The sequence below is a fragment of the Tolypothrix bouteillei VB521301 genome (assembly GCF_000760695.4).
GTDB classification, from domain to species: domain Bacteria; phylum Cyanobacteriota; class Cyanobacteriia; order Cyanobacteriales; family Nostocaceae; genus Scytonema; species Scytonema bouteillei_A.
This window is the reverse complement of the sequence record NZ_JHEG04000001.1, coordinates 5,098,321-5,123,704: the sequence shown is the minus strand read 5'-3', so window position 1 is coordinate 5,123,704 and position 25,384 is coordinate 5,098,321. Positions and strand designations below refer to the sequence as shown.

At 44.2% G+C, this 25,384-nt stretch carries 15 protein-coding genes and 3 rRNA genes; 8 read left to right on the top strand and 10 right to left on the bottom strand.

Annotation, left to right across the window (positions count from 1 at the left end; all coding sequences use genetic code 11):
- Positions 1 to 271 precede the first annotated feature (271 nt).
- The 5 genes from treY to HC643_RS20605 all read right to left on the bottom strand — a co-directional run bounded on the left by treY (position 272) and on the right by HC643_RS20605 (position 9,329).
- Positions 272 to 3,067, bottom strand: coding sequence for a malto-oligosyltrehalose synthase (gene treY / locus HC643_RS20625; protein WP_038079074.1), 2,796 nt, complete (start codon positions 3,065 to 3,067; stop codon positions 272 to 274).
- Positions 3,068 to 3,203: 136 nt separating this feature from the next.
- A complete protein-coding gene (gene treZ / locus HC643_RS20620; protein ID WP_038079076.1) occupies positions 3,204 to 5,051 on the bottom strand; it encodes a malto-oligosyltrehalose trehalohydrolase in 1,848 nt (615 codons plus the stop codon).
- 12 nt (positions 5,052 to 5,063) lie between these two features.
- Complete coding sequence (gene glgX, locus HC643_RS20615; RefSeq protein ID WP_038079079.1) at positions 5,064 to 7,190, bottom strand: glycogen debranching protein GlgX; 2,127 nt, start codon at positions 7,188 to 7,190, stop codon at positions 5,064 to 5,066.
- A 271-nt stretch (positions 7,191 to 7,461) separates the two neighbouring features.
- On the bottom strand, positions 7,462 to 8,535 hold the full coding sequence (cax, locus tag HC643_RS20610; RefSeq protein ID WP_038079081.1) for a calcium/proton exchanger: 1,074 nt from the start codon (positions 8,533 to 8,535) through the stop codon (positions 7,462 to 7,464).
- 104 nt (positions 8,536 to 8,639) lie between these two features.
- Positions 8,640 to 9,329, bottom strand: a complete 690-nt coding sequence (locus HC643_RS20605; protein WP_038079090.1) for an alpha/beta hydrolase — start codon at positions 9,327 to 9,329, stop codon at positions 8,640 to 8,642.
- 701 nt (positions 9,330 to 10,030) lie between these two features.
- Between HC643_RS20605 and HC643_RS20600 the strand changes: the two genes are divergently transcribed.
- The 6 genes from HC643_RS20600 (at position 10,031) to rdgB (ending at position 18,786) form a co-directional block, all read left to right on the top strand.
- Positions 10,031 to 11,519: ribosomal RNA gene (locus HC643_RS20600) — 16S ribosomal RNA — on the top strand.
- Positions 11,520 to 11,868: 349 nt separating this feature from the next.
- Positions 11,869 to 14,819 (top strand): 23S ribosomal RNA (locus HC643_RS20595).
- 161 nt (positions 14,820 to 14,980) lie between these two features.
- Positions 14,981 to 15,098: ribosomal RNA gene (rrf, locus tag HC643_RS20590) — 5S ribosomal RNA — on the top strand.
- The 16S, 23S and 5S rRNA genes sit together here, the layout of an rRNA operon.
- A 471-nt stretch (positions 15,099 to 15,569) precedes the next feature.
- Positions 15,570 to 16,511 (top strand): prolyl aminopeptidase, encoded by a 942-nt coding sequence (gene pip, locus HC643_RS20585; RefSeq protein ID WP_038078467.1) that lies wholly within the window; start codon positions 15,570 to 15,572, stop codon positions 16,509 to 16,511.
- A gap of 183 nt (positions 16,512 to 16,694) precedes the next feature.
- A complete protein-coding gene (locus HC643_RS20580) occupies positions 16,695 to 18,131 on the top strand; it encodes a phosphoglucomutase/phosphomannomutase family protein (protein WP_038078471.1) in 1,437 nt (478 codons plus the stop codon).
- A 76-nt stretch (positions 18,132 to 18,207) separates the two neighbouring features.
- Positions 18,208 to 18,786 carry an RdgB/HAM1 family non-canonical purine NTP pyrophosphatase gene (gene rdgB, locus HC643_RS20575; RefSeq protein WP_038078464.1) on the top strand — a complete coding sequence of 193 codons (579 nt, stop codon included), beginning with the start codon at positions 18,208 to 18,210 and terminating at the stop codon, positions 18,784 to 18,786.
- A gap of 273 nt (positions 18,787 to 19,059) precedes the next feature.
- Here the strand turns inward: rdgB and HC643_RS20570 are convergent, their stop codons facing one another.
- From HC643_RS20570 to HC643_RS20555, 4 genes are all read right to left on the bottom strand, one after another.
- Entirely contained in the window at positions 19,060 to 19,398 is a 339-nt protein-coding gene (locus HC643_RS20570; RefSeq protein ID WP_017749852.1) for a P-II family nitrogen regulator, read from the bottom strand.
- 224 nt (positions 19,399 to 19,622) lie between these two features.
- Positions 19,623 to 20,192, bottom strand: a complete 570-nt coding sequence (locus HC643_RS20565; RefSeq protein ID WP_038105991.1) for a hypothetical protein — start codon at positions 20,190 to 20,192, stop codon at positions 19,623 to 19,625.
- 271 nt (positions 20,193 to 20,463) lie between these two features.
- Positions 20,464 to 21,285 carry a bifunctional hydroxymethylpyrimidine kinase/phosphomethylpyrimidine kinase gene (gene thiD, locus HC643_RS20560; protein WP_038105993.1) on the bottom strand — a complete coding sequence of 274 codons (822 nt, stop codon included), beginning with the start codon at positions 21,283 to 21,285 and terminating at the stop codon, positions 20,464 to 20,466.
- Positions 21,286 to 21,391: 106 nt separating this feature from the next.
- Positions 21,392 to 21,805, bottom strand: a complete 414-nt coding sequence (locus HC643_RS20555; RefSeq protein ID WP_038105998.1) for a hypothetical protein — start codon at positions 21,803 to 21,805, stop codon at positions 21,392 to 21,394.
- A gap of 117 nt (positions 21,806 to 21,922) precedes the next feature.
- Between HC643_RS20555 and HC643_RS20550 the strand changes: the two genes are divergently transcribed.
- Together HC643_RS20550 and HC643_RS20545 are read left to right on the top strand one after the other, a co-directional pair.
- Positions 21,923 to 23,746, top strand: a complete 1,824-nt coding sequence (locus tag HC643_RS20550; protein ID WP_038105995.1) for a DUF5942 domain-containing protein — start codon at positions 21,923 to 21,925, stop codon at positions 23,744 to 23,746.
- Between the two features lie 96 nt (positions 23,747 to 23,842).
- On the top strand, positions 23,843 to 24,073 hold the full coding sequence (locus tag HC643_RS20545; protein WP_038105996.1) for a hypothetical protein: 231 nt from the start codon (positions 23,843 to 23,845) through the stop codon (positions 24,071 to 24,073).
- Here the strand turns inward: HC643_RS20545 and HC643_RS20540 are convergent.
- Positions 24,070 to 24,390: a thioredoxin domain-containing protein gene (locus tag HC643_RS20540; protein WP_038105997.1), complete on the bottom strand. Its 321-nt coding sequence runs from the start codon at positions 24,388 to 24,390 to the stop codon at positions 24,070 to 24,072. The two genes, HC643_RS20545 and HC643_RS20540, sit on opposite strands and share 4 nt — an antisense overlap.
- Positions 24,391 to 25,384 lie beyond the last annotated feature (994 nt).

Genomic DNA, 25,384 nt, shown 5'->3' with positions numbered 1-25,384 from the left:
TTCTTTCTTGGGATAGAAGTGTGTCTTAAATGAAAACGGTTAGATGTTGAAGGGTGTTAAGCTGGTCTTAGAGGAATTCCCACAAATTTGACAACAGCCCCCAATGCCTTAGTGTGGAACTCCTCTAGGTACTTTTTTTATTATGAAATTGAGCTACTCTCTATAAATTCGCGCTCTTTGTTTCTTCTTGGTTTAAAAATAACCGCAAAGAAACAAAGAGCGCGAAGAAGTGTTGGGTGGGCATAACCCACTTAAAGAAAATTCAAAATTTTCAGCTTTGGCTCACGAGTAATGCGACGGGAAAATGTTTTAGCGTTTCACCAACAAGTACTGTATCGCTGGCTTGAACTGTTTGACCTGTAATGGCGTCTTTCCATGTTGATGGTGTTCCTGAGGGTAATTTGAGAGAAGTATCTTGCCAAATTTGTTGTCCGAGTGGGTATTCACCTGGTTGAATCAAGCGAGTGAAGAAGCGGGGAGCAATGGTAATAATTGTTTTGTGACCTTGACTTCTAGCAAAAGCAACTATATGCTCTTGGAACTTACCACTCACTTCTAAAGGTAAATAATTCCCTGCATTGAAAACATCTATATTCTCTGTTCTTGCTTTTAAAGCTTGAACAATTAGGAACAGTTTGATTCTAGCATCTTCTTTTGTTGATAGTAGTTGTTCTATCAATTTCAGAACATCTGTCTTAGTTTGTTCCTGAATAGTTTTGAGATAAGATTGTCGAATTTCAAAGTCAACCGGGCGTCGGTTATCGGGATCGACAAGACTGAAATCCCACAATTCAGTTCCTTGATAGAAATCTGGGATTCCGGGAGAGGTGATTTTTAACAAGACTTGAGAGAGCGAGTTAAAAATGCCGTAGAAAGCAACCCGCTGTTGAAAAGGAGTAAATTCCTTTAAAAAAGAATTGTTTTCGGATAGTTCTAAAACAGATTTGACGAAATCAACGAACGCATCTTCATAAGCGCTATTTTGCCGCAACCACGCCGTGTAAACTTTTGCTTCTCTAATGGCTTTCAGTACATAATCTTTTACACGTTCAACACAGTCTCCATATTCGCGTTCAAAAAATGGAAAAGCTCCCACGAGGGTTTGGTAGAATAGATACTCATCGTTCTTATCTGGCATAGCAAAACGCTTAACAGTTTTCTTATGCGAACGATTGATTTCACTCCAAGTACGCACTTGTTGTTGCCATTCCTCTGGAATTTCTGAGAGGACATTGAGCCTAGCTCTCACATCTTCACCCCGCTTGGTATCGTGGGTTGAGGTAGTACTCATTGCATGGGGCCAACGAGCTTGTCGTTTCTGATTAAATTCATTAAATTCTGAAAGACTGATGCCAAAATGACCGGGCTCACCACCAACTTCATTGAGGGACAGAAAGCGATTGTAGACGTACAAAGCGGTATCTTCAACACCTTTTGCCATCAACGGTCCTGTATACTGTTGCACTCTCATAACAAAGTAGAGCCACTGGTCTTTCTCTGTTTGGGTGAGAAAATCGTCATATTCCAGCAACAGTAATTTCTCAATAAAGTTTAATTCATTATGTAAGAAGGGTGTATGTGGTTTGGTAGCGTCAATCACTTGTTGTATATAGGAGCGATCGATGTCTGAAATTCCTTCTCGATCGATATAAGTCCGATAAATGGGAAAACGAGATAAAACTTCTGCAAGTGCTCGTTTTAAACCATTGATTGTAAAGTCACTACCATAACGGTAATTACCTGCGATCGTTTTTAGGAGAAAAGCCAGGTTATCAATATCACCCGCTAAGTTTCTCTCTATGATGAGATGCTTTTTATCTGGAATAATTTGCTCGTATTCAGTTTTAATGCCTGTAAATTCAGAGTAAATTTGAGTAAATTTCTCTTCACTTTCACTCTGGCAGAAAATTCCATTGAGATAATTTAAGTAATCATAGCCAGAGGTTCCTTGCACTGACCAGTTACTCGGTAAATCTTCTCCTTGTTGTAAAATCTTTTCCACAGTGATGTATGTATCACCTGTTTTTTCTCTTAACCTATCCAAATATTGCTTTGGATCGTACAAACCATCAATATGGTCTATTCGCAAACCAGTAAACTTACCTTCATGCACTAGCTTGCAAATTAAATCGTGGGTATTTTTAAAGACTTTGAAATCTTCCACTCTCATGGATATCAGTTCATTGACTGTAAAAAATCTTCTGTAATTCATTTCTTCAGCGCCAACTTTCCAATAAGTAAGGCGGAAAAACTGCTCTGAAAGTAAACTTTCTAAAAGATTAAAACTTTCTGGCTTTCCTGGTTCGCCATTAAAAAGTTGTAGATTTTCGTCAATAAATATTCTAACTTCTTCATTATCTGAATAAAGTTCCCAAAGCAGCCCTTTCACAAAAGCGGCTTGATCTCGTCTTTGCTGTGCTGTTACCTCTGAAGGAATATTTTTTACTATGTAGAGTATGCCAAGCAATCTTACAAAGGCAGGATGGTTTCTTCCCAAATTTTTTGCCAATTTTCCTAAATTTTGAGTTAGAAATTTTGCATAAGATTCAAGTTTGAGGGGGAGTTTTAAACTGTAATAATTAACATTTAACCCGCTTTCTTCATATTTCAACTGAATTTCACCGTTCTCCAAACTAGTGGCAAAAAAGTTACCTAGCAATGGAGCCAAGATAGGTTCGTTACTACTTGCAAAAGGAGAATTCCAGGCAATATCAAAGTAATCAACATAAGTTGAATCAGGGCCGTTTTCCAGAATATTCATCAAATACTGATTTTGGCTGTCATAAGCCATATGATTGGGAACAATATCCTGCAACCAACCCATGTTATGTTGTTGTAATTCCTTGACTAGGGCTTCAAAAGCTTCCTCTGTTCCTAATTCTGGGTTAAGTTGAGTCGGATCTACAACGTCATATCCATGACCGCTTCCCGCTCTTGCTTTAAAAATAGGAGAAGCATAAAGATCGGAGATTCCTAAATCGGCTATGTATTTAGTAATTGCCTTTGCTGAGTCAAAACCAAAAGCAGAATTAAATTGGATACGATAAGTGACTGTTGGAATTCTCATCTTAATGGTTAGTGGTTAGTGGTTGGTGGTTGGTAGGGGCGCGGCGGTATTGCGCCCGTAAATTTTTTCTCGTTTTCTTGTTTCTTCTCGTTTTCTCGTTCCCAGGTCTGCCTGGAAACGAGAGTGACTAATAACCTTAAGAAAGTTGATAAACTGCAAAACTTTGCGGGCGCAGAACCAATTGTTTGCCATTACTAAGTTCTTCTGGTAGTTGGGAGCCAGAACCTTGCCACTTTTCATCGGCAGAATCTAAAATCTTTTTCCAACCATCTCCTAGCATGGCGGAGCCAAGGTTAATATCGCTTTGATTAAAGTTCATCAAGCAAAGTATTTGATTGTTCTGGCTCCATCTTCTCCACCAAATCACTTTTTTATCTTCAAGAAAGTCAACTTCCATATTTTGACGTTCTCGCTCTACTAAAGCTGGAATTGTATTTCGCAATTGAATGAGGTGTTGGTGCAATGACCAGAGAGCTTGATGTTTTCCCTCTTTGCGTTTTTCCCAATTTAGCTTGCACTTAAGGAATGTTTCAGAAGATTCTGGATCGGGTGGTTCGCCTTCAGCGTGAAAAGCAGCAAACTCTTGTTTCCGCCCCTGTCTGACTGCTCTAATTAAATCGGGATCGGAGTGACTGACAAAGTAGAGAAAAGGTGCTTCTTCTCCATACTCTTCACCCATAAATAAAAGGGGAATGTTTGGCGAGAGTAAAAGAGCACCAGCTGCTAATTTCAAAGCTTCAAATGAGACAAGATGGGACAGTCGTTCACCTAACATTCTATTCCCGACTTGGTCGTGATTTTGAATGCAAACGACAAATTGATTGGGAGAGCGATCGCGTACAGAATTACCATGAAAGCGTTTCCGATGGGGCGAGTACTTCCAGTCATACACAAAAGTATCTCGATAAGCTTTTGCCAAGTGCTCGCACTTGCCAAAATCTTCGTAATATCCAGTTTTTTCGCCTGTTAGTAAGGCGTGTAAGGCATGGTGGAAGTCATCGCTCCATTGTGCGTCCAGTCCGTATCCGCCGTTTTCCACAGGACGAACAACTCGAGGATCGTTTAAATCGCTTTCTGCAATCAGATAAAGTTTTCGGTTTTGTTGTGTTGAAAGAGCAGCAACATTTTCTGCCAGTTCTTCTAAAAAATGTTTGGCACCTAAATCGTAAATGGCATGAACGGCATCTAAACGCAAGATATCAATGTGATAGTCTCGCAGCCAGTATAAGGCATTTTGAATAAAATAGTTCCGCACGTTATGGCTGTGACCGTCATCAAAATTCATGGCATCGCCCCAAGGGGTGCGGTAGGCATGGGTAAAGTAAGGACCGAAGTGACTCATGTAATTGCCTTCCGGTCCGAAGTGGTTGTAAACCACATCAAGTACCACTGCCACTCCCTGTTGGTGGCTAGCATCTACCAATCGCTTCAATGCTTCCGGATCGCCATAAGAGGTTTGTACCGCAAATGGATAAACGCCATCATAGCCCCAGTTTCGATAAGCACAACCATCATCTGTGGGTTTGTCACCGGGAAATTGTGCGATGGGCATGATTTCAATTGCATTGACCCCTAGCTCTTTTAAATCCTTGAGTCGGGGAATAATTGCTTCAAAGGTTCCTTCTTGGGTGAAAGTTCCAACGTGCAACTCATAAATAATCAAATTTTCTAAAGGAATACCAGACCAACCGCTGTCATTCCAAGTAAAGTTATGGTCAATAACTTGTGAAGCTGTATGTACGCCCGAAGGCTGGTAATTTGACGCGGGATCGGGTCTGCTTTCACCGTTATTTAATTGATAGAAGTATTGCGTGCCGGGGTCAACATCCGCAGCAGTCAACTGCCAGTAGCCTCCTTCCTGTTGTTGCATGGGAAGTATGCGTTCTTGAGGTGAGACAATTTTTACCGCTACAGTTTCTGCATTCGGTGCCCAAACTCTAAATTCACAACGACTGTCACCCAAGTAATGAGCGCCAATTTTCATAGCTTCTAGCCCCTAACCTAAACGACGTAGTACTACCATTGACCGCGCTACAACAGGAACAGCTTGGTTACCCGTATAACGCCTTTCTTCTTGAACGAAACGAGGTTCTTTTGTATCGATCGCAACTAACCATTCCCTATGCTGCATCGCATGTGGTAGGGTGAATTCAATGGTTTCATAATGAGCGTTAAAGAACAGGAGAAAACTATCATCGCTGATGCGTTCTCCTTTAGGACCAACACTGGGCAATTGGTTGCCATCTAAGTACACAGCAATTGACTTGGCATAACCAATATCCCATTGTTCTTGAGTCATTTCACTGCCATCAGGGTTGAACCACTCAATATCGCTAATACCCTTTCCGTAAATTGGTCTGCCTTGAAACCATTTACGGCGTCGAAACACTGGGTGTTGTTTGCGGAAGTAGACAAGTTCGCGGGCGAAATTAACTAAATCCTCATTTCCTTGAGGTAAATCCCAATCAAACCAAGAAATCTCATTGTCTTGGCAGTAAGCATTGTTATTGCCTTTTTGAGTACGTCCCATTTCATCTCCCCCAAGTAACATTGGGATACCTTGGGACAGCATCAGTGTTGCTAAGAAGTTTCGTCTCAAACGTTCTCGCAATTGCAACACTTCTATGTCTTCTGTTTCACCCTCATACCCGCAGTTCCAAGAACGGTTGTGGCTTTCGCCATCACAGTTACCCTCTCCATTCTCTTCGTTATGTTTGTCGTTATAGCTAACAAGATCGTTTAAGGTAAAGCCATCGTGTGCTGTAATAAAGTTAACACTTGCATTGGGTCGCCGTCCGTTCAGTGCATACAGGTCCGGGCTACCCGTGAAACAGTAAGCAAATTGCCCTAAACTTTCATCAATTCCGCGCCAAAAATCTCGTACTGTGTCGCGATATCTGCCATTCCACTCAGACCATAAAACTGGGAATTGACCAACTTGATAACCACCTGTTCCCAGATCCCAAGGTTCAGCAATCAGCTTTACACCAGCTAATATGGGATCTTGATGAATGATATCAAAGAAAGCTGCCAGACTGTTGACTTCGTACAACTCTCGTGCTAAAGCGGAAGCTAAGTCAAAGCGGAAGCCATCTACATGCATTTCCAAAACCCAATACCGCAAGCTATCCATAATGAGTTTTAGGACTTGCGGTTGTCGCACGTAGAGAGAATTTCCGCAACCCGTGTAGTCCATGTAATAGCGCGGATCGTTCTCTACAAGTCGATAATAGATGGCATTGTCAATACCCCGTAGTGTGAGTGTGGGACCTAAATGATTTCCTTCTCCTGTATGGTTGTAGACGACATCTAAAATTACTTCTATTCCTGCACGATGCAGTGCTTTGACCATCTCCTTAAACTCAGTGACTTGCTCTCCCAAAGTTCCACTAGCACTGTAGCCAGCATAAGGAGCAAAATAGTTGACGGAGTCGTAACCCCAGTAATTTTTTAGCCCTTTACCCACCAAATGTCCGGGATGTGATAGAAAGTGATGCACGGGCATGAGCTCGACTGCTGTAATCCCAAGTCTGAGGAGATGCTCGATCGCAGCAGGATGACCCAAACCAGCATAAGTACCGCGCATTTCTTCTGGAATATCTGGATGGCGCTTGGTAAAACCCCTGACATGGGTTTCATAAATGACAGTTTCGTGCCAAGGAGTTCGCAAGAGTTGATCGCCTTCCCAGTCAAAAGTTTGATCTACAACAACAGACTTTGGCATTAAAGGGGCGCTATCCAAATCTGAAAACGAAAGGTCTGCTTCTTCAGAGTCCCAAGAGTAACCAAATATCTCTGGACCATTGCCAACATCACCATCTAGAGCTTTTGTATAGGGATCGATCAGTAATTTGTTAGGATTGAAGCGGTGTCCTTCCTGTGGCGCGTAGGGACCATGCACTCTATATCCATATCTTTGTCCCGGTCCTACTCCCGGTACATAACCGTGCCAAACGAAGTTACTGACTTCCGTTAAAGTCAGGCGGGTCTCTCGATCGTCTCTATCAAACAGACAAAGTTCAACGCCTGTTGCATTTTCTGAAAATAAGGCGAAATTTGTGCCTTTCCCATCCCAAGTTGCTCCTAAGGGATAAACATTTCCGGGCCAGAGTGCTAAGTACATAGAATCAACCGCAGATATAAATTTATATGTAGAATGACTTTGACTCTCAACTCTTGTTAATTATTTGCTACGAATGGTTTTTTTCGAGCCTATCTGTAGGAGGATGTTTCTATCTGAGTAGGTAGAAATAGCAGGGTCAGATTCTACTACTTCCACAGCCACCTCATTTGTCTTAAGGAGTAAACAGCTCGCGCTTCTCATTATTCCTAATGAGTAACTCAGTCAATTCCGAATGAGCAGTCTCCTATACTTTATTTTTTATAGGAACTCGTCAAGGATGGAAGTAAAATGCTGTTCCTAACACGGCATAGGCTATGAGCAACAAAACTCCCTCTAACCAGTTAGTTCGCCCATCATTACTAATCGAATTGGTAATAACTACAGCCATAGCAACTGCTACCAGTTCAAAAGGATTAAAGCTTAAATTCATGGGTTGACCGAGTACCCAACCAGCTAAAACTAAGATAGGAGCTACAAACAGTGCTATCTGTAAACTCGACCCTATGGCTACAGCAACAGCTAACTCCATTTTGTTCTTAACGGCAAAAGAGATACAAGTAATATATTCTACAAAACCTCCAAATAAGGGAATAAGAATCACCCCTGTAAAGAGACTGGTCAACCCTAGAGTAGAAATAGCTTTTCCAAGACTTTCAACTAAAATATCAGAAACAAAAACAAGAACTACCGTACAAGTTAACAGTATAACGACTTGTAATCCTATGTTGACTTTGTGTTCGCTAGATTCTAAAGGTTCATCATCTGCTCCCTCTACCAAATACAAATATTTGTGAGTTTTCATTGAGAACAGTAGCATCAAACAATAGAAGGTCAGTAGCAATATGGATGCTGCATAGGAAAAATTATTGAGAGTTGACGCTTGCAAACCATCTGACGTAAATTGAATGGCAGCAGGTGTCAGCACAACTATGACTGCCAGTGTTAAAGACGAAGAGTTGATGCGAGCAACAGCAGGTTGAAATGTTTGTTCGTTATAACGTAAGCCACCTACAAGAATCGCTAGCCCCATTGCTAGAAGCAAATTTGCAATTATTGCTCCTGTTAAACTGGCTTTGACCACATCCACTAAACCAGCTCGGAGAGCGACTATAGAAATAATCATCTCGGTCGCATTGCCAAAGGTGGCGTTGAGTAAACCGCCTAAAGCTGAGCCAATGACAGTTGCGATCGCTTCAGTGGAGTTTGCGATTAATGCTGCTAAAGGAATAATTGCTAGCCCAGAAGTCGCAAAAATGATTAATGGATTTAAATGTAGCTCTTGTGCTGCTATTGAAATTGGCACAAAAACCAGCATCGATAACAGAATGATATTTTTATTTTTCATAAGCAGTGCTGGGCTGTGAGTAGGCAACGATAAAATATTACTGCTTATCGAATAGATAAAAAAAGTTTGCGGTTGTGCAAAGCTTCCTTTTATCTATAAAACCGTTAATACAAATTTGCGGTAGCACGATTGAGTTGTTGAACAATCCAATCCCGCACTACAAGGTACACTTCATCAGCAACTTCATCGAGACCGTGTCCGCCATTTGGATATAATATTACACGCTTTGGTTCTCTGGCAATTTGGTAGACATATTGCGAACACGAAGCAGGCAGTACTGGATCGGATGTGCCATGCAACAGAAGCAGCGAACATCTGGTTGCTAGTTCACTTGCTGGTTCTGCACCATAGGCTTGGGTAGCAATAGTGACAACAGTGCGAACATCTGCCGATTGAGCAGCTGCTTGGATAACGACTGCACCCCCAAAAGAGTGACCGATCAAAGCAAATTCTTCAACACCTTTGTCTTGTAAATAGGTAAGACCCGCTAAAACGTCTAAGGTAGATTCTACTAAATCGGTTGGATTGCGGTATTGGACTCGGAGAGAGGCTATTCCTTCTTTCCGAAGAATTTCCCCTAATAAAGGATACAGACCTCGAGCAGGTGTATCCCAATCACCACCTACACCTCCAACTAAAATTACTGCTGTTTTGGCATTCTCAGCTAAATAGTAGCGGCAATGAATTGAACCCCGACTTGTTATGAGTTTTACAGGATAATATTCTTCCTCTTGGGGTTTTTCTTCAGCATTTTCAACAATCATCTCAAATGATTCATCGTAAATGGGTTGCACAAAACCTCCTACCAATTTCTGAAGGGAATGATAAAAATTAATGAATAACTCAGTAGCCGCAGCCAATAGCGCCTCTAGTTTGTAGTGGCACTGTCTTTGGTAAAACAAGCTTGCGGGTGTGAATTTTAAATTTTTTACATATATCCAAGCTTGTATCCAGTTTCTACCCAGTACTAAGAAGTAGCCTCTATCTATGGGTTAATAGCGATAGACAAGTTTTTGAGTGCTGAAAAATCTTACCGATATCCTGCCGAAATGCGATCGAGAACACTCTTTGGCTCAAACGCAACGAATTTTTTCCCTACACTGCGGATAGTTCAGCTATACTGAAGCTGTGCTATCGGCAAAACACTTACCGAGCACGCCGAACCAAGACACAATATATATAAGTTTGAAAGCCTAAAAATTGTGAAAGTCTCGAAACTGTTGCTGTATAAGGGTTAGGAGTAGAGTTATCTAGAGGTTCAAAAAAACTTCTGAAAAAACCTTGACAAAGTCAGATGTGGTTGTTACCTTAGATAAAGTGTGAAGCGAGAGAGAAACGCCCGCACAACCGAACCAAGATAAAGCAATAGTTTGAAAGCCAAGCAATTAAAGACCTCGTCAAAAAATTAAGTGGCGGTTTGTTACCCGCTCACAAAAGAAAAATAATAAGCCAAGAGGCTCGGACGCACTAGGGTGTGTCGGAGCAAGAACACTTCAAAACGGAGAGTTTGATCCTGGCTCAGGATGAACGCTGGCGGTATGCTTAACACATGCAAGTCGAACGGTCTCTTCGGAGATAGTGGCGGACGGGTGAGTAACGCGTGAGAATCTGGCTTCAGGTCCGGGACAACAGTTGGAAACGGCTGCTAATACCGGATGTGCCCATGGGTGAAAGGCTAGCTGCCTGGAGATGAGCTCGCGTCCGATTAGTTAGTTGGTGTGGTAAGAGCGCACCAAGACGGCGATCGGTAGCTGGTCTGAGAGGACGATCAGCCACACTGGAACTGAGACACGGTCCAGACTCCTACGGGAGGCAGCAGTGGGGAATTTTCCGCAATGGGCGAAAGCCTGACGGAGCAATACCGCGTGAGGGAGGAAGGCTCTTGGGTTGTAAACCTCTTTTCTCAGGGAATAATAAGTTGAAGGTACCTGAGGAATAAGCATCGGCTAACTCCGTGCCAGCAGCCGCGGTAATACGGAGGATGCAAGCGTTATCCGGAATGATTGGGCGTAAAGCGTCCGCAGGTGGTTTATCAAGTCTGCTGTCAAAGCGTCTGGCTTAACTAGATAAAGGCAGTGGAAACTGAGAGACTGGAGTATGGTAGGGGTAGAGGGAATTCCCGGTGTAGCGGTGAAATGCGTAGAGATCGGGAAGAACACCGGTGGCGAAAGCGCTCTGCTGGACCATAACTGACACTGAGGGACGAAAGCTAGGGGAGCGAATGGGATTAGATACCCCAGTAGTCCTAGCCGTAAACGATGGATACTAGGCGTTACGCGTATCGACCCGCGTAGTGCCGGAGCCAACGCGTTAAGTATCCCGCCTGGGGAGTACGCACGCAAGTGTGAAACTCAAAGGAATTGACGGGGGCCCGCACAAGCGGTGGAGTATGTGGTTTAATTCGATGCAACGCGAAGAACCTTACCAGGGCTTGACATGTCGCGAATCCCGATGAAAGTTGGGAGTGCCTTAGGGAGCGCGAACACAGGTGGTGCATGGCTGTCGTCAGCTCGTGTCGTGAGATGTTGGGTTAAGTCCCGCAACGAGCGCAACCCTCGTACTTAGTTGCCATCATTAAGTTGGGAACTCTAAGAAGACTGCCGGTGACAAACCGGAGGAAGGTGGGGATGACGTCAAGTCAGCATGCCCCTTACGTCCTGGGCTACACACGTACTACAATGCTGTGGACAGAGGGCAGCAAGCTAGTGATAGCAAGCAAATCTCACAAACCACGGCTCAGTTCAGATCGCAGGCTGCAACTCGCCTGCGTGAAGGTGGAATCGCTAGTAATTGCAGGTCAGCATACTGCAGTGAATTCGTTCCCGGGCCTTGTACACACCGCCCGTCACACCATGGAAGCTGGTAGTGCCCGAAGTCGTTACTCTAACCATTCGTGGAGGAGGATGCCGAAGGCAGGACTGGTGACTGGGGTGAAGTCGTAACAAGGTAGCCGTACCGGAAGGTGTGGCTGGATCACCTCCTTTTAGGGAGACCAACTCAATTATGAATGATGTTAGATGAATGATGAAAAGTAGAAAATTCACACTTCATAATTCAGAATTCATAATTCAGAAATCCTAGGTCGTGCGAGGTAAAGAAAATTGGCTTTCAAACTAGTGTGGGTTCGGAAAAAAATGCCAAAGCATTGATGATTTGGGCACTTATCAATAGAAGAAATTCAGCAACTTGAAACCGCAAGGGAACAAGACTGCTGGAAATGTTCCAGCCAGAACCTTGAAAACTGCATAGAAAAGCGAAAGTAACTAAAAGCGAAAAGCTAATAGCTAATGGCTAATGGAAATTAGCGATGAGCAGTTAGCATTCAGCAATAGTGGTCAAGAGAAGAAGGGCTCATGGTGGATACCTAGGCACACAGAGGCGAAGAAGGACGTGGTTACCAACGAAAAGCTCCGGGGAGCAGGAAGCATGCAGTGAGCCGGAGATGTCCGAATGGGGCAACCCAATAACGAAAGAGCGAACCCAGTGAATTGAAACATCTTAGTAGCTGGAGGAAAAGAAATCAATAGAGATTCCCTCAGTAGTGGTGAGCGAAAGGGGAAGAGCCTAAACCAAAGTGCATGCATTTTGGGGTAGTGGGACAGCGAAATCGAATCTAGCGGTTAGGCGAAGCAGCGAAATACTGCACCAAAGAAGGTGAAAGTCCTGTAGTCGAAAGCTTAAGGATAGTAGCTGAATCCCGAGTAGCATGGGGCACGAGGAATCCCATGTGAATCAGCGAGGACCATCTCGTAAGGCTAAATACTACTGTGTGACCGATAGCGAACAAGTACCGCGAGGGAAAGGTGAAAAGAACCCCGTTGAGGGGAGTGAAATAGAACATGAAACCGTGAGCCTACAAGCAGTGGGAGTCCGATTCAACGGATGACCGCGTGCCTGTTGAAGAATGAGCCGGCGAGTTATAGGTACTGGTAGGTTAAGTTTGTTGACGAAGCCAAAGCGAAAGCGAGTCTGAAAAGGGCGCGTTATCAGTATTTATAGACCCGAACCCGGGTGATCTAACCATGTCCAGGATGAAGCTTGGGTAACACCAAGTGGAGGTCCGAACCGACCGATGTTGAAAAATCGGCGGATGAGGTGTGGTTAGGGGTGAAATGCCAATCGAACTCGGAGCTAGCTGGTTCTCCCCGAAATGTGTTGAGGCGCAGCGGTAACGGAAAAACTGAGGGGTAAAGCACTATTTCGGTGCGGGCTGGGAGACCGGTACCAAATCGAGATAAACTCTGAATACTCAGTGGAGAGTTACCAGTGAGACGGTGGGGGATAAGCTTCATCGTCAAGAGGGAAACAGCCCAGACCACCAGCTAAGGTCCCGAAATCATCGCTAAGTGGCAAAGGAGGTGGGAGTGCAAAGACAACCAGGAGGTTTGCCTAGAAGCAGCCATCCTTGAAAGAGTGCGTAATAGCTCACTGGTCAAGCGCTCCTGCGCCGAAAATGAATGGGACTAAGCGATGTACCGAAGCTGTGGATTTAGCAAGCCATCATTTAGCATACAGCCTCTTTTGGAAGACAGAGGGAGAGAGTGAGAGAGTGAGAGAGTGAGGGAACGAAGAATAGTTCCTCCCTCCCTCCCTCCCTCCTTCACTCCCTCGCTCCGCTCCAGAAGGTTGCATGCTAAGTGATGAGATTGTTAACTGGTAGGGGAGCGTTCCGTGGTAGGTAGAAGCAGTAGCGGCAAGCAGCTGTGGACGAGACGGAAGTGAGAATGTCGGCTTGAGTAGCGCAAACTAGGGTAAGAATCCCTAGCCCCGAAACCCCAAGGGTTCCAGAGGCAGGTTCGTCCACTCTGGGTTAGTCGGGACCTAAGGCGAGGCCGAAAGGCGTAGTCGATGGACAGAGGGTGAACAATCCCTCACTTTGATGTGGGAGTCAACGTAAGACGCATGAAAGATAGCAACGCCCTGAATGGATTGGGAGGTGTCTAAGGATGCCGAGTTGTAAATGATAGTGCCAAGAAAAGCTACGTTGGTGATGAAAACATCAAACCCGTACTCGAAACCGACACAGGTGGGGAAGTTGAGAAAACTCAGGGGCGCGAGATAACTCTCTCTAAGGAACTCGGCAAAATGGCCCCGTAACTTCGGAAGAAGGGGTGCCCACGCAAGTGGGTCGCAGTGAAGAGATCCAGGCGACTGTTTACCAAAAACACAGGTCTCCGCAAACAAGCAATTGGAAGTATGGGGGCTGACGCCTGCCCAGTGCCGGAAGGTTAAGGAAGTTGGTCAGGGGGAAACCCTAAAGCTGACGACTGAAGCCCCGGTGAACGGCGGCCGTAACTATAACGGTCCTAAGGTAGCGAAATTCCTTGTCGGGTAAGTTCCGACCCGCACGAAAGGCGTAACGATCTGGATGGTGTCTCAGAGAGAGACTCGGCGAAATAGGAATGTCTGTGAAGATACGGACTACCTGCACCAGGACAGAAAGACCCTATGAAGCTTTACTGTAGTCTGGAATTGGGTCCGGGCTTGGCTTGCGCAGGATAGGTGGGAGGCACTGAAGTATCCCTTGTGGGGGATACCGAGCCAACGGTGAGATACCACTCTGGCGAAGCTAGGATTCTAACCCACGATTGTCTATCCAATCGGGAGACAGTTTCAGATGGGCAGTTTGACTGGGGCGGTCGCCTCCTAAAAGGTAACGGAGGCGCACAAAGGTTCCCTCAGCACGCTTGGAAACCGTGCGTTGAGTGTAAAGGCAATAAGGGAGCTTGACTGTAAGAGCTACAACTCGAACAGGGTGGAAACACGGTCTTAGTGATCCGACGGCGCAGTATGGAATGGCCGTCGCTCAACGGATAAAAGTTACTCTAGGGATAACAGGCTGATCTCCCCCAAGAGTCCACATCGACGGGGAGGTTTGGCACCTCGATGTCGGCTCATCGCAACCTGGGGCGGAAGTACGTCCCAAGGGTTGGGCTGTTCGCCCATTAAAGCGGTACGTGAGCTGGGTTCAGAACGTCGTGAGACAGTTCGGTCCATATCCGGTGCAGGCGCAAGAGCATTGAGAGGAGTCCTCCTTAGTACGAGAGGACCGGGAGGAACGCACCGCTGGTGTACCAGTTATCACGCCCGTGGTAGACGCTGGGTAGCCAAGTGCGGAGCGGATAACCGCTGAAAGCATCTAAGTGGGAAGCCCACCTCAAGATGAGTGCTCTGACTACTACAAGTAGGTAAGGTCACAGGTAGAACACCTGTTCATAGGCAGTCGGTGTACGTGCAGTAATGTACTTAGCCAAGTTGTCCTAACAGACCGAGGTCTTGACCTCATCTCAATGATGAATTCTGAATGATGAATGATGACAATCTTCTTCAATTCACAATTCACACTTGTTTCGCTTTTCTGTGCAGTCTTCAGGGTTTTGAATTCCACGATGAGCCTTCCTTTTGATGAAGTTCATCATTCATAATTCATCATTCATCATTCATTCCTGGTGCCTATGGCTCAGTGGTCCCACTCTGATTCCATCCCGAACTCAGTTGTGAAACATTGATGCGGCGACGATAGTTGGCGGGTTGCCGCCTGCTAAAATAGCTCGGTGCCAGGTTGATTTTTACAACTAAGCCCTCTTCCTAAAACTAAGGAAGGGGGCTTTGTTTTGAGCAGGTTATTGCAGTTCTCACTTATACCAAATCCGGTTTTCCAACTCCTTTTACCCTAAACCAATTCTATAGGTGGCACTTAAAATTCCCTCACATTAGAAATGTGGACGGCAGGCGCTACAACGGTGGGAACCCAGAGCAGTTGCTCCTCTTGGGCAAAGCCCAAGACCGCACTGCTCACCGCAACGCGCTCGCTGCCTCGGCTATACAAACAAAGCCCGCGTAGGCGGGCTTTAATATTCACAAAGATTTTGGCGCTTCAAATCCGTCGAACTCACGTTAATATTGGGCTGACCCGCACTCTACAATCAACCTGTAGCTTGGATAAATGAAGAAACCGATTTTTTTCTTTATGTTAGTACTTGAACTGCTTTAAACTGCATAATTGCATTATGAAAGGCGGTAACACAAGCAGCATGAAAAAACTATATCCACCTATAGAACCTTACAAGGAAAGCAGTCTTAAGGTTTCTGACTTGCATACTATCCATTTTGAGGAGTCAGGAAACCCGCAAGGTAAACCTATTGTTTTGCTACATGGCGGACCGGGTGGTGGATGTCCGCCTTTCTACCGACAATATTTTAATCCAGAAAAATGGCGTCTGATTATGTTTGACCAACGGGGTTGCGGTCAAAGCACTCCCCATGCAGAACTACGAGAAAACACAACGTGGGATTTAGTGAGTGATATTGAAAAACTAAGAGCGCATTTAAATATCGAAAAGTGGGTTGTGTTTGGTGGTAGCTGGGGGAGTGCTTTAGCATTAGCCTACAGCCAAACCCATCCCTGTCAGTGTGCGGGGCTGATTTTGCGTGGCATATTTATGCTGCGGCAAAAAGAATTGCAATGGTTCTATCAAGAGGGGGCTAGTTATATTTTTCCTGATGCTTGGGAAGAATATTTAAAACCAATTCCATTTGATGAACGTGATGATTTACTCACAGCTTATTACAAACGCTTGACCAGCCCAGATATGAATACTCGATTGCAAGCAGCGCGTGCTTGGTCAATTTGGGAAGCCAGTACAAGCAGATTGTTTCCAGATACAGAACTGAAGGCAAAGTTTGGAGAGAGTGTTTTCGCAGAGGCGTTTGCACGAATTGAGTGTCATTACTTTATTAATAAAGGATTTTTTGAAACAGACGATCGCTTGCTTGCAAATGTCCATCGCATACGTCATATTCCGACAGTCATCGTTCAAGGACGATATGATGTTGTGTGTCCAATGATATCAGCTTGGGAATTGCATCGTGCATGGCCGGAAGCAGAATTTATTGTTGTTCCTGATGCGGGACATTCCATGACTGAACCGGGAATTCTCAGTGCTTTGATCGAAGCAACTGATAATTTTGCATAGCAGGGGATTGGGAAATGGGTAATCTTTCACTCCTCAATTGCTACTCAATAGGGAACAAATCTGGTACACTTTGTGTCATAACAGTCTAGTGATGCATTGTATTTATTGAAACAATGTGTTCGTTTACTACCGGGTGCCCTATGTAAATGTTACAATCCGATGTTAGGAAGTTGGGATACCTCGATGCGAGTTGCAACTAACTCAATCAAGTTTGGGACAGATGGCTGGCGTGGCGTCATTGCAGATGAGTTCACCTTTGAACGCGTAGCTCTAGTTGCGCCGATAGCTGCAAAAGTTTTATTTGATACATATGGAGAAAAAGTAGGTAGCCGTAAAATCGTTGTGGGACACGACAGACGCTTTATGGCAGAAGACTTTGCTCGTAAAGTTGCTGAGGTTGTATCAGCATCTGGGTTCGATGTGCTACTGACAGACACTTATGCTCCAACCCCGGCTTTTAGTTGGGCAGCAAAGCAACAAAATGCGTTAGGGGCATTGGTAATTACTGCAAGTCACAATCCTGGAAAATATTTGGGCTTAAAAGTGAAAAGCGCCTTCGGTGGTTCTGTACCCCCTGAAGTGACAAAACAAATAGAAGCACTGTTAACTCAAGAAATACCACCAGTATCAAAACCAGGTAAAATAGAACACTTTAATCCTTGGCAAAGTTACTGTGACGCGTTAGAAGGCAAAGTTAATATTACTAAAATTCGTGATGCGATTTCTTCAGGGAAACTGACGGTATTTGGCGACGTGATGCATGGAGCCGCCGCAGGTGGGTTGGCAATGCTACTTGGCAATGAAGTAAAAGAGATTAACAGCAATCGCGATCCTCTGTTTGAAGGAGGTGCGCCAGAACCTCTGCCTAAATACCTTTCACACTTGTTTGAGGTGATGCGCCATCATCGAGAAATCACTCCCTCTAGTTTAACGGTCGGTTTGGTATTTGATGGAGACAGCGATCGCATTGCAGCCGTAGATGGAGAAGGAAATTTTCTCAGTTCGCAAGTATTAGTCCCCATACTCATTGACCATTTGACTTTAAGACGCAGTTTTAAAGGTGAAATCGTCAAAACCGTAAGTGGATCTGATTTGATTCCTCGCTTAGCGGCTCTTTATAATTTGTCAGTATTTGAAACACCAGTAGGTTACAAGTACATTGCCGATAGAATGCTAGAAGCAGAGGTGCTGTTGGGTGGAGAAGAGTCCGGAGGAATTGGCTACGGAAGTCACATTCCCGAACGAGATGCACTGCTTTCAGCATTGTATGTACTAGAAGCCATTGTGGAATCAGGGCTAGATCTGGGTGACTATTACCGTCACCTACAGGAACAAACCAGCTTTACTTCCGCATACGATCGCATCGATTTACCATTGTCTAGCATGGAAGTGCGATCGCGTCTTCTAGAACAACTACAAACCCAACCTCTGACGGAAATTGCCGGAAAATCAGTTATTGATTGCCAAACCATAGATGGTTACAAATTCCGCTTAGCCGATAACAGTTGGTTAATGATTCGTTTTAGCGGAACCGAACCAGTTTTGCGTCTGTATTGCGAAGCCCCTACCCTCGAACAAGTGCATCAAACTCTTGCTTGGGCAAAAGATTGGGCGGAATAAAGTATGAATGATGAATGATGAATGATGAATTGTGCTAATTTTTAATTCATAATTCATCATTTATAATTCATCATTTATGACATTACTTGTTGTAGCAACAGGAAATCCAGGAAAATTGCGCGAAATGCAAGCTTACCTGGCTAATGCTAATTGGGAATTAACCCTTAAACCGCAAGAATTAGAAGTAGAAGAAACGGGAGAAACATTTGCAGCCAATGCTTGTTTAAAAGCATCTCAAGTCGCAAAAGCCACAGGAAATTGGGCAATAGCCGATGATTCTGGCTTGCAAGTAGACGCTTTAAACGGTGCGCCTGGAGTGTATTCTGCTCGTTATGGAACAACCGATAGCGATCGCATTGCCAGATTATTGAGAGAATTAGGCGATACACCAAATCGGGAAGCTCAGTTTGTTTGTGCCATTGCGATCGCCCGTCCGGATGGTACTATTGCTTTACAAACAGAAGGCATATGTCACGGGGAAATTCTTTATGAACCTCGTGGTACTGGTGGCTTCGGCTACGATCCAGTTTTTTATGTTCCTCAGATGCAATTAACCTATGCAGAGATGACACCAGAAATGAAGCGTTCGATCAGTCATAGAGGTAAAGCGTTTGATACTTTACTTCAAAAGTTAGAGACAATAGCTAATAGCTAATAGCTAATAGCTAATAGCTAATTGCCCTTCGGGTATCTCAGGAGCGGAGACGCTCCGCGATGCCGCAGGCTATGCCCGCAAGGGCTATACGCTAGTCCCCTACGGCGGGAGACCCCTTCGGGTATCTCAGGAGCGGAGACGCTCCGCGATGCCGCAGGCTATGCCCGCAAGGGCTATACGCCAGTTGCCTACGGCGGGAAACCCGCCTGCAGCACTGGACTCACCGCCTACAGGGCTAGTCTCACCATTAGCCATTAGCCGTTAGCGAACCCCTTATACTGCTTCTGTATTTTTTTCGCCAGTACGAATTCGCACCACTTGTTCGACTGGCGAGATAAAGATTTTACCATCACCAATTTCGCCAGTACGAGCAGCTGCAATAATTTTATCTACAACCATGTCTACCTGGTTATCTTCAACAACAATTTCCACTTTAAGTTTTTGCAAAAACTCTACAGTGTACTCAGAACCCCGATAGCGTTCGGTTTGACCCTTCTGCCGTCCAAAACCTCGTACTTCAGAAACTGTCATCCCAACTATACCAGCATTGACCAAAGCAATTTTCACCTCATCAAGCTTGAAGGGACGAATAATAGCCTCAACTTTCTTCATTTTTTTCTCCTAAAGTTGTACGTATTCTATCTAAGCAGATTCTCTGACTTTGACGAGCGATTTTTATTTGTTTGTAGCTTATACCATTTTGGATTTTAGACTCTAGATTTTGGATTGAGAAAGCCCGATCTGGATTCATCTCACCCTACTCTCTGTTACGTTCTGGGTTCAAATTGGTATTATTTAACACAACACAGTCATTAGTTAGGGTTATGAAAGCATTCTTAACGAGTATGTTGTCCCAGCAAGGGACGTACAATTAAATAACCAGCACCAAAACCCATAACAATAATGAACAAGATAGCTACTATAAACCACCAGCTATTAAGTTGTGAAGGTTCTGGTTCATCCTGAAGATAATAGCTTGCTTCCTGCTCTTCTACATAGACGGATTGTGGAGTCGGAATATCAACTTCTACTTCATTTGTAACGACAAGAGGACGCGGGCGAACAACTTGCTTCTTGGCATTATGTTGCGCCATCTGTCTTTTTGCGTGAGGTTTTGAATCGTGAGAAGATGGTGGAGGAGCTTGATAGTAACTAACTTTAGGCTGAGAATCAACCAGTTTTTGCAAATGCAAGATAGACTCAACAGCTTTAGAAATTTCCTGTCGAAGTAACTCATTCTCTTGCACGAGTTGTTGATTCTGGGCTGAAAGAGAATCTAGATTTGCCCGAACAGCGTGCAACTCAGAAGTCAAATCTCGGTACACGGAAAGGGGTACAGAGGGGGAGTAACTTGGAGTGGTTGCACTTGATGGTGTGTTGTTAACGGAACCTGTCGTTGCACGCATTAGAGGATTCTTATCACAATTTAATGTAATTGAACAATAAGAGACTGCGATCGAAGATACTCAGCCTCAGAAACTAAGCTTAAGAGTAATGGAAAAATGCCCTTAAGGAGAAGAATCTTAATGTACAGTTTTGTGACTAAATACACAAGGAAATTGGGGACTGGGGACGAGGGGGACAAGGGAGAGTGGGTAGACAAGGAAGACAAGGTAGAAATTTCTTCCTTTTTGTCTACTTTGTCCTCCTTGTCCCCTCTCTGTTGTCCCCAATTCCCTACTTAATTAATAAAGGAAAAAAGTGTCCCACAGGACCTTGACCTTTGCCAATAGCCAGCGAGTATGACAGTGCAGTGGTAACATACTCCTTTGCTTGCTTGACTGCTGTTATCAAGTCCTTTCCAAGAGCCAAATTGGCGGCGATCGCTGCTGAAAGGGTACAACCAGTACCGTGAGTATTTTTCGTCTCAACGTGTTTGGTTGTTAAAGTTTCCATATGATGTCCGTCGAACCAAACATCTACTCCACACAGACTACCTTGCATACCGCCACCCTTTACTAAAACGACCTTCACACCTGTATTGCGGTGAATGATTTGAGATGCAGCCCTCATGTCATCTAGGGAATTAATGGGAAAACCACTTAAAATTTGGGCTTCATAGCGATTTGGTGTTACAAGTGCTGCTTTAGGAATTAAAAGATTGCGGAGATTCTTTACAGCATCATCATCTAGTAACTGAGCTCCTGTACGGGATACCATAACTGGATCGACGACCAAGTTGGGAATTTGCAAAACTTCCACAAGTTCTGCAACAGCAGCAATAATTTCCTTATTCAGTAACATTCCCGTCTTTGCTGCTTGCACGCCAATATCATCACACACTGCATTGATTTGTGCGACCACAGCCTGTGGCGGTATTGCCTCCACCCCCATAACACCTAAAGTATTCTGTGCTGTAACACAGGTGATAGCACTTGTACCGTGGACGCAGTGAAAAGCAAAAGTTCGCAAATCGGCTTGAATACCCGCACCTCCACCGCTATCAGAACCAGCGATCGTTAAAGCAACGGGTATTGTGGGTGATATGCTGGTGTCCATAATCAGGGTTAGTCGTTAGTAGTTAGTAGTAAAAAGCTACCACTAACCCTTTGGGTTTGCCAGTTCCGGGGGCGTGGGAAACCCCCTTCTGGGACTGGACTCACTACTAACTACTCACCAATGACTGTAGATACTTCCCCCATTGTGCAGCTAGGGGAATCTCTGTAAAAGGTACGCGCACAGATTGAGAGCGATCGCTAAAAACAAATTCTAACTCAATAGTACGACCCTTCTCTGGAATATTGACTAAATCTACGAATTTGTCATCTACTAGAAGATGGATTTCTTGGACATCAAGCAAAGAAAATGTTTCTAGTTTAACCGGACCTTTTGGAGTAGGTTTGCCCCAAGTTATTTGGGAACCCTTTTGACCTAAAACTGAATAAATATCGTACTTAGCTTTTTCAAATTGCTCTGCCCAAGTACGGTAGGCTTCAATTTTTTGATACTCTTTCGAGCCTTGCCAAGCCAACCAAAAGAATGCGACTAATAGGGGTAACCACAGAAGACCGCGTTCCATTTTTAAAAATTCCTGAGGTTTGCTTAAGGATTTTAATTTTAATGCAAAATTCACCAATAACGGTCTTGTTTGAGTTATGTTAGTGAGCAACCTGGCAAGAAGCGGTGTTCGTTTGAGATGAGAAAGCTTATAATATTTGGCTTGTTTATCATTGGTTTGGGTGTTGCCCTGTTTGGTTTTCAGGGATTGGCAGCCAATGGTGAATTCAATACAATTTTGTTAAATTTTCGCGAAGATATTCCTCAGGAAGTCTTGCAACAGGATTTGCAAGCACTAGCCGAACAGTACCACGTCACCCCTCAACTTGATAACAAATTTTCCGCCAAGGAGAATGTGTATATCATTAAGGGTGATAAACAGCGACTCCAACAACTGAGAAAGTCGCAACTCGCGAAAGCGGTGGAATTTATTGAGCCCAATTATATCTATAAAATTCCCCAACCTGGGAAAGCTGATTGCACTGAAGACTTATCAGTACTGCAAGCTCCAACGGAGAAAGCTGTAAGCGGACCTAACGATCCAATGTACAGCAAGCAGTGGAACCTTCACAATATCAGTATAGAGGGTGCGTGGAGTCAAAATAAAGGTAACGGCGTTACCGTCGCAGTGATTGACACTGGTGTAACTCGCGTGCCTGACTTGGATGCAACAAAATTTGTCCCTGGGTACGATTTTGTGAACGATCGCGCAGAAGCCGATGACGATAACGGACATGGCACCCATGTTGCTGGTACGATCGCTCAAGCCACCAATAATAACTATGGAGTTGCAGGAATTGCCTACGAAGCAAAACTGATGCCTTTAAAGGTTCTGAGTGCTTACGGTGGCGGAACCGTAGCTGATATAGCTGAAGCGATTAAGTTTGCTGCTGACAACGGTGCAGACGTTATTAACATGAGTTTGGGCGGTGGCGGAGAAAGCCAGTTGATGAAGGAAGCAATTGATTACGCCTACAGCAAAGGTGTGGTGATAATTGCAGCCGCTGGTAATGAAAATGAGAATTCTGCGGCTTATCCGGCGCGTTATCCCCATGTTATTGGTGTTTCTGCGATCGGTCCAGATGGCGAGAAAGCTCCATACTCTAACTACGGTGCTGGAGTTGATATCTCCGCTCCTGGTGGTAGCGATGCTGGGAAGATTTTGCAAGAAACAATCGATCCAGACAATGGTGCTGCTGTATTTAGGGGATATCAAGGAACCAGTATGGCAGCCCCTCACGTTGCTGGTGTTGCTGCGTTAATTAGAGCAGCCGGAGTGAAAGAACCAGACCGAGTTGCAGAGGTTCTCCAGCAGTCAGTGAGAACGATTGAAGATGATAGTTTGAACTACTATGGTGCTGGGCAACTCAATGCAGAAGCAGCAGTGAAACTTGCCACTCACGGACAAATTAGTTTCCAAGACTTCTTCCGTTGGTTGCGCGATAACGGCTATCTCAACCCCCGTTTCTGGATTGATGGCGGTGCTGTAGCTCTGTTACCTAAGATTTTGATGGTCCTTGGTTCCTATCTCCTAGCTTGGTTTTTACGGGTTTACTTTCCATTCAGCTGGGGTTGGAGTCTTTCGTTCGGTTTAATTGCTGGTAGTTCTGGTTTGTTCCCCTTTAAGGGACTTTATATCTTTGACCTTCCTCAATGGCCTTTCCGTTTATTGGGAAGTTCTATCCCTGAGTTAGGCAATAGCCTCCAAGGAACAAATGCTCTTAACCCTTTGTTTGCAAGTGTCTTGATTCCCTTGATTCTGATAGCTCTACTACTAGGACACCGGGACTGGAAGTGGTTTGCCATTGGTACATCAATCGGTGTCGCAGCTTGCTTGGCAGTGAGTGCAGCAATAGACCCAGCAGTATGGGGAATGGGTAGTGGTATTGTTGCGCGTCTTTTCCTGAGTGTTAATGCCTTGCTATGTTTTGGTTTAGCACGTTTAGCAGTTAAAACTACCTAAAGTCAGTGGTTAGTGGTTAGTAGTTAGTGGATAGTAGATAGTGGTTAGTCAATACCGATCGCTAACCACCAACCACTAATAACTAACAATTAACCAATGAGCATTACAGTTACAGGCAGTATTGAACGTCGCGACATTGGAACTGGCGCTTGGGCGTTAGTTACTAATGAAGGAACCACCTATGAAATCCTCAGAGGTGCTGACAAAAATTTACTGAAATCGGGACAACACGCAAAAGTTACAGGGGAAATTCGCAAAGATGTGATGACTGCAGCGATGATTGGCCCCGTTCTCGAAGTTAAATCTTTTGAGCTAATTGATTCCTAATTAGCTTGACCCGAATCTAGAACTGCTTGCAAACGAGTTCTAAATTCTCCCTTGGGATGACCCCCTTTTACCTCTCCAATAATCTGAAATTCCCCTTCCGGTGAATCACAGACAATGTAGGTAGGCCATCCCATTTCTGATTTATCAGGATATTGAGTTAGCAAAATTTTTCGATACTTGCGGTAAGTCGCTGTATCTTGCATTTTCACGCTAATAAACTCCAGACCCAGTTCTTCAGCAACTTTCTGGTCGTAAAAGGACATCTTGTGACAAATGCCGCAGTCTTCTGATGAAAACTTAATCACAGCTAAACTCATAAGCCCATCACTCTACAATGTACTGGCAAAAGATAAACTTTTTGTCCAAAGAGTACCATACCAGGATACAAAGTCAAGAATTTTAGAAAAAATATTAATAATTGTAAAATTCTGCGGGGAACGGAGAACACTTTTCTGCTAAAGTTCAAAATCCCTAGCTTTAATTATGAGTTCGACAGACCTGACACTGACTTCCTTTTGGGATGTTGTTGGCAAATGGTGGCTCAAACACCTAATATCGCTTAGTTACAGGCAGTACATAGATTAAGAAATACTTTCATTGAGTCTTCTGAAAGATTCGCAGTCAGGCGTGTACTTTAATGAGAACAAGTATATTTCTCGATCTATAAAAAATCTAAAAATTTTTTGCTAGTTGTTAGGTAGTTGAAGAATTGAGTTATGATGGTGAATCTAACAAGGTACTATGTTCTAAGCTTAACCAGGGAACTCCGGAAACTTTGCCAAAAATTTATGTAATTTTTCGGATTTTTGTGCCAAAAATAATGTGTATAGTTTAGAAGCTTATAGCTGACCAGAGGAGTCTAAGAGCAAGGTAAATCTACCATTTACTGCGTTCCGCTCTAAATTGGGGTTACTGGGTGTTTTTTATAGCTTAGGTCAAAAACCCCTAACAGCCGCTCGAGCTAAACAGGGGAGTTAGTTGTTTAGGCTGCATCTACCATTTATTATGTTCTCGGCTTAACCAGGGTTATCCGGAAAAGTTAGAAGAAATTTGGGTATTGTGCGTCTCCAAAAAAAAGCCCTAGTAGCCGAAAGTCCACTAGGCAGTCAATTATCAGGGTGCATCTACCACTACTCTGGTCCTAAGAATAACCAGAGTGTCCGGACAACTTGCGAAAGAGGGTGTTATTTATCTCACTAAAAAAAAGACCCCTAGTAGCTAAAAAGCTATCCAGGGGAGTCAGTTATCAGGGTGCATCTACCACTACATTGTTCTTAGATTAACCAGGGCATCCGGATAAGTAGTAAAAAA

Coding starts and splice junctions, on each gene's coding strand:
- treY (WP_038079074.1), bottom strand. CDS start 3,067: ATGAGAATTCCAACAGTCACTTATCGTATCCAATTTAATTCTGCTTTT.
- treZ (WP_038079076.1), bottom strand. CDS start 5,051: ATGAAAATTGGCGCTCATTACTTGGGTGACAGTCGTTGTGAATTTAGA.
- glgX (WP_038079079.1), bottom strand. CDS start 7,190: ATGTACTTAGCACTCTGGCCCGGAAATGTTTATCCCTTAGGAGCAACT.
- cax (WP_038079081.1), bottom strand. CDS start 8,535: ATGAAAAATAAAAATATCATTCTGTTATCGATGCTGGTTTTTGTGCCA.
- pip (WP_038078467.1), top strand. CDS start 15,570: ATGAAAAAACTATATCCACCTATAGAACCTTACAAGGAAAGCAGTCTT.
- HC643_RS20580 (WP_038078471.1), top strand. CDS start 16,695: ATGCGAGTTGCAACTAACTCAATCAAGTTTGGGACAGATGGCTGGCGT.
- rdgB (WP_038078464.1), top strand. CDS start 18,208: ATGACATTACTTGTTGTAGCAACAGGAAATCCAGGAAAATTGCGCGAA.
- HC643_RS20570 (WP_017749852.1), bottom strand. CDS start 19,398: ATGAAGAAAGTTGAGGCTATTATTCGTCCCTTCAAGCTTGATGAGGTG.
- HC643_RS20565 (WP_038105991.1), bottom strand. CDS start 20,192: ATGCGTGCAACGACAGGTTCCGTTAACAACACACCATCAAGTGCAACC.
- thiD (WP_038105993.1), bottom strand. CDS start 21,285: ATGGACACCAGCATATCACCCACAATACCCGTTGCTTTAACGATCGCT.
- HC643_RS20555 (WP_038105998.1), bottom strand. CDS start 21,805: ATGGAACGCGGTCTTCTGTGGTTACCCCTATTAGTCGCATTCTTTTGG.
- HC643_RS20550 (WP_038105995.1), top strand. CDS start 21,923: ATGAGAAAGCTTATAATATTTGGCTTGTTTATCATTGGTTTGGGTGTT.
- HC643_RS20545 (WP_038105996.1), top strand. CDS start 23,843: ATGAGCATTACAGTTACAGGCAGTATTGAACGTCGCGACATTGGAACT.
- HC643_RS20540 (WP_038105997.1), bottom strand. CDS start 24,390: ATGAGTTTAGCTGTGATTAAGTTTTCATCAGAAGACTGCGGCATTTGT.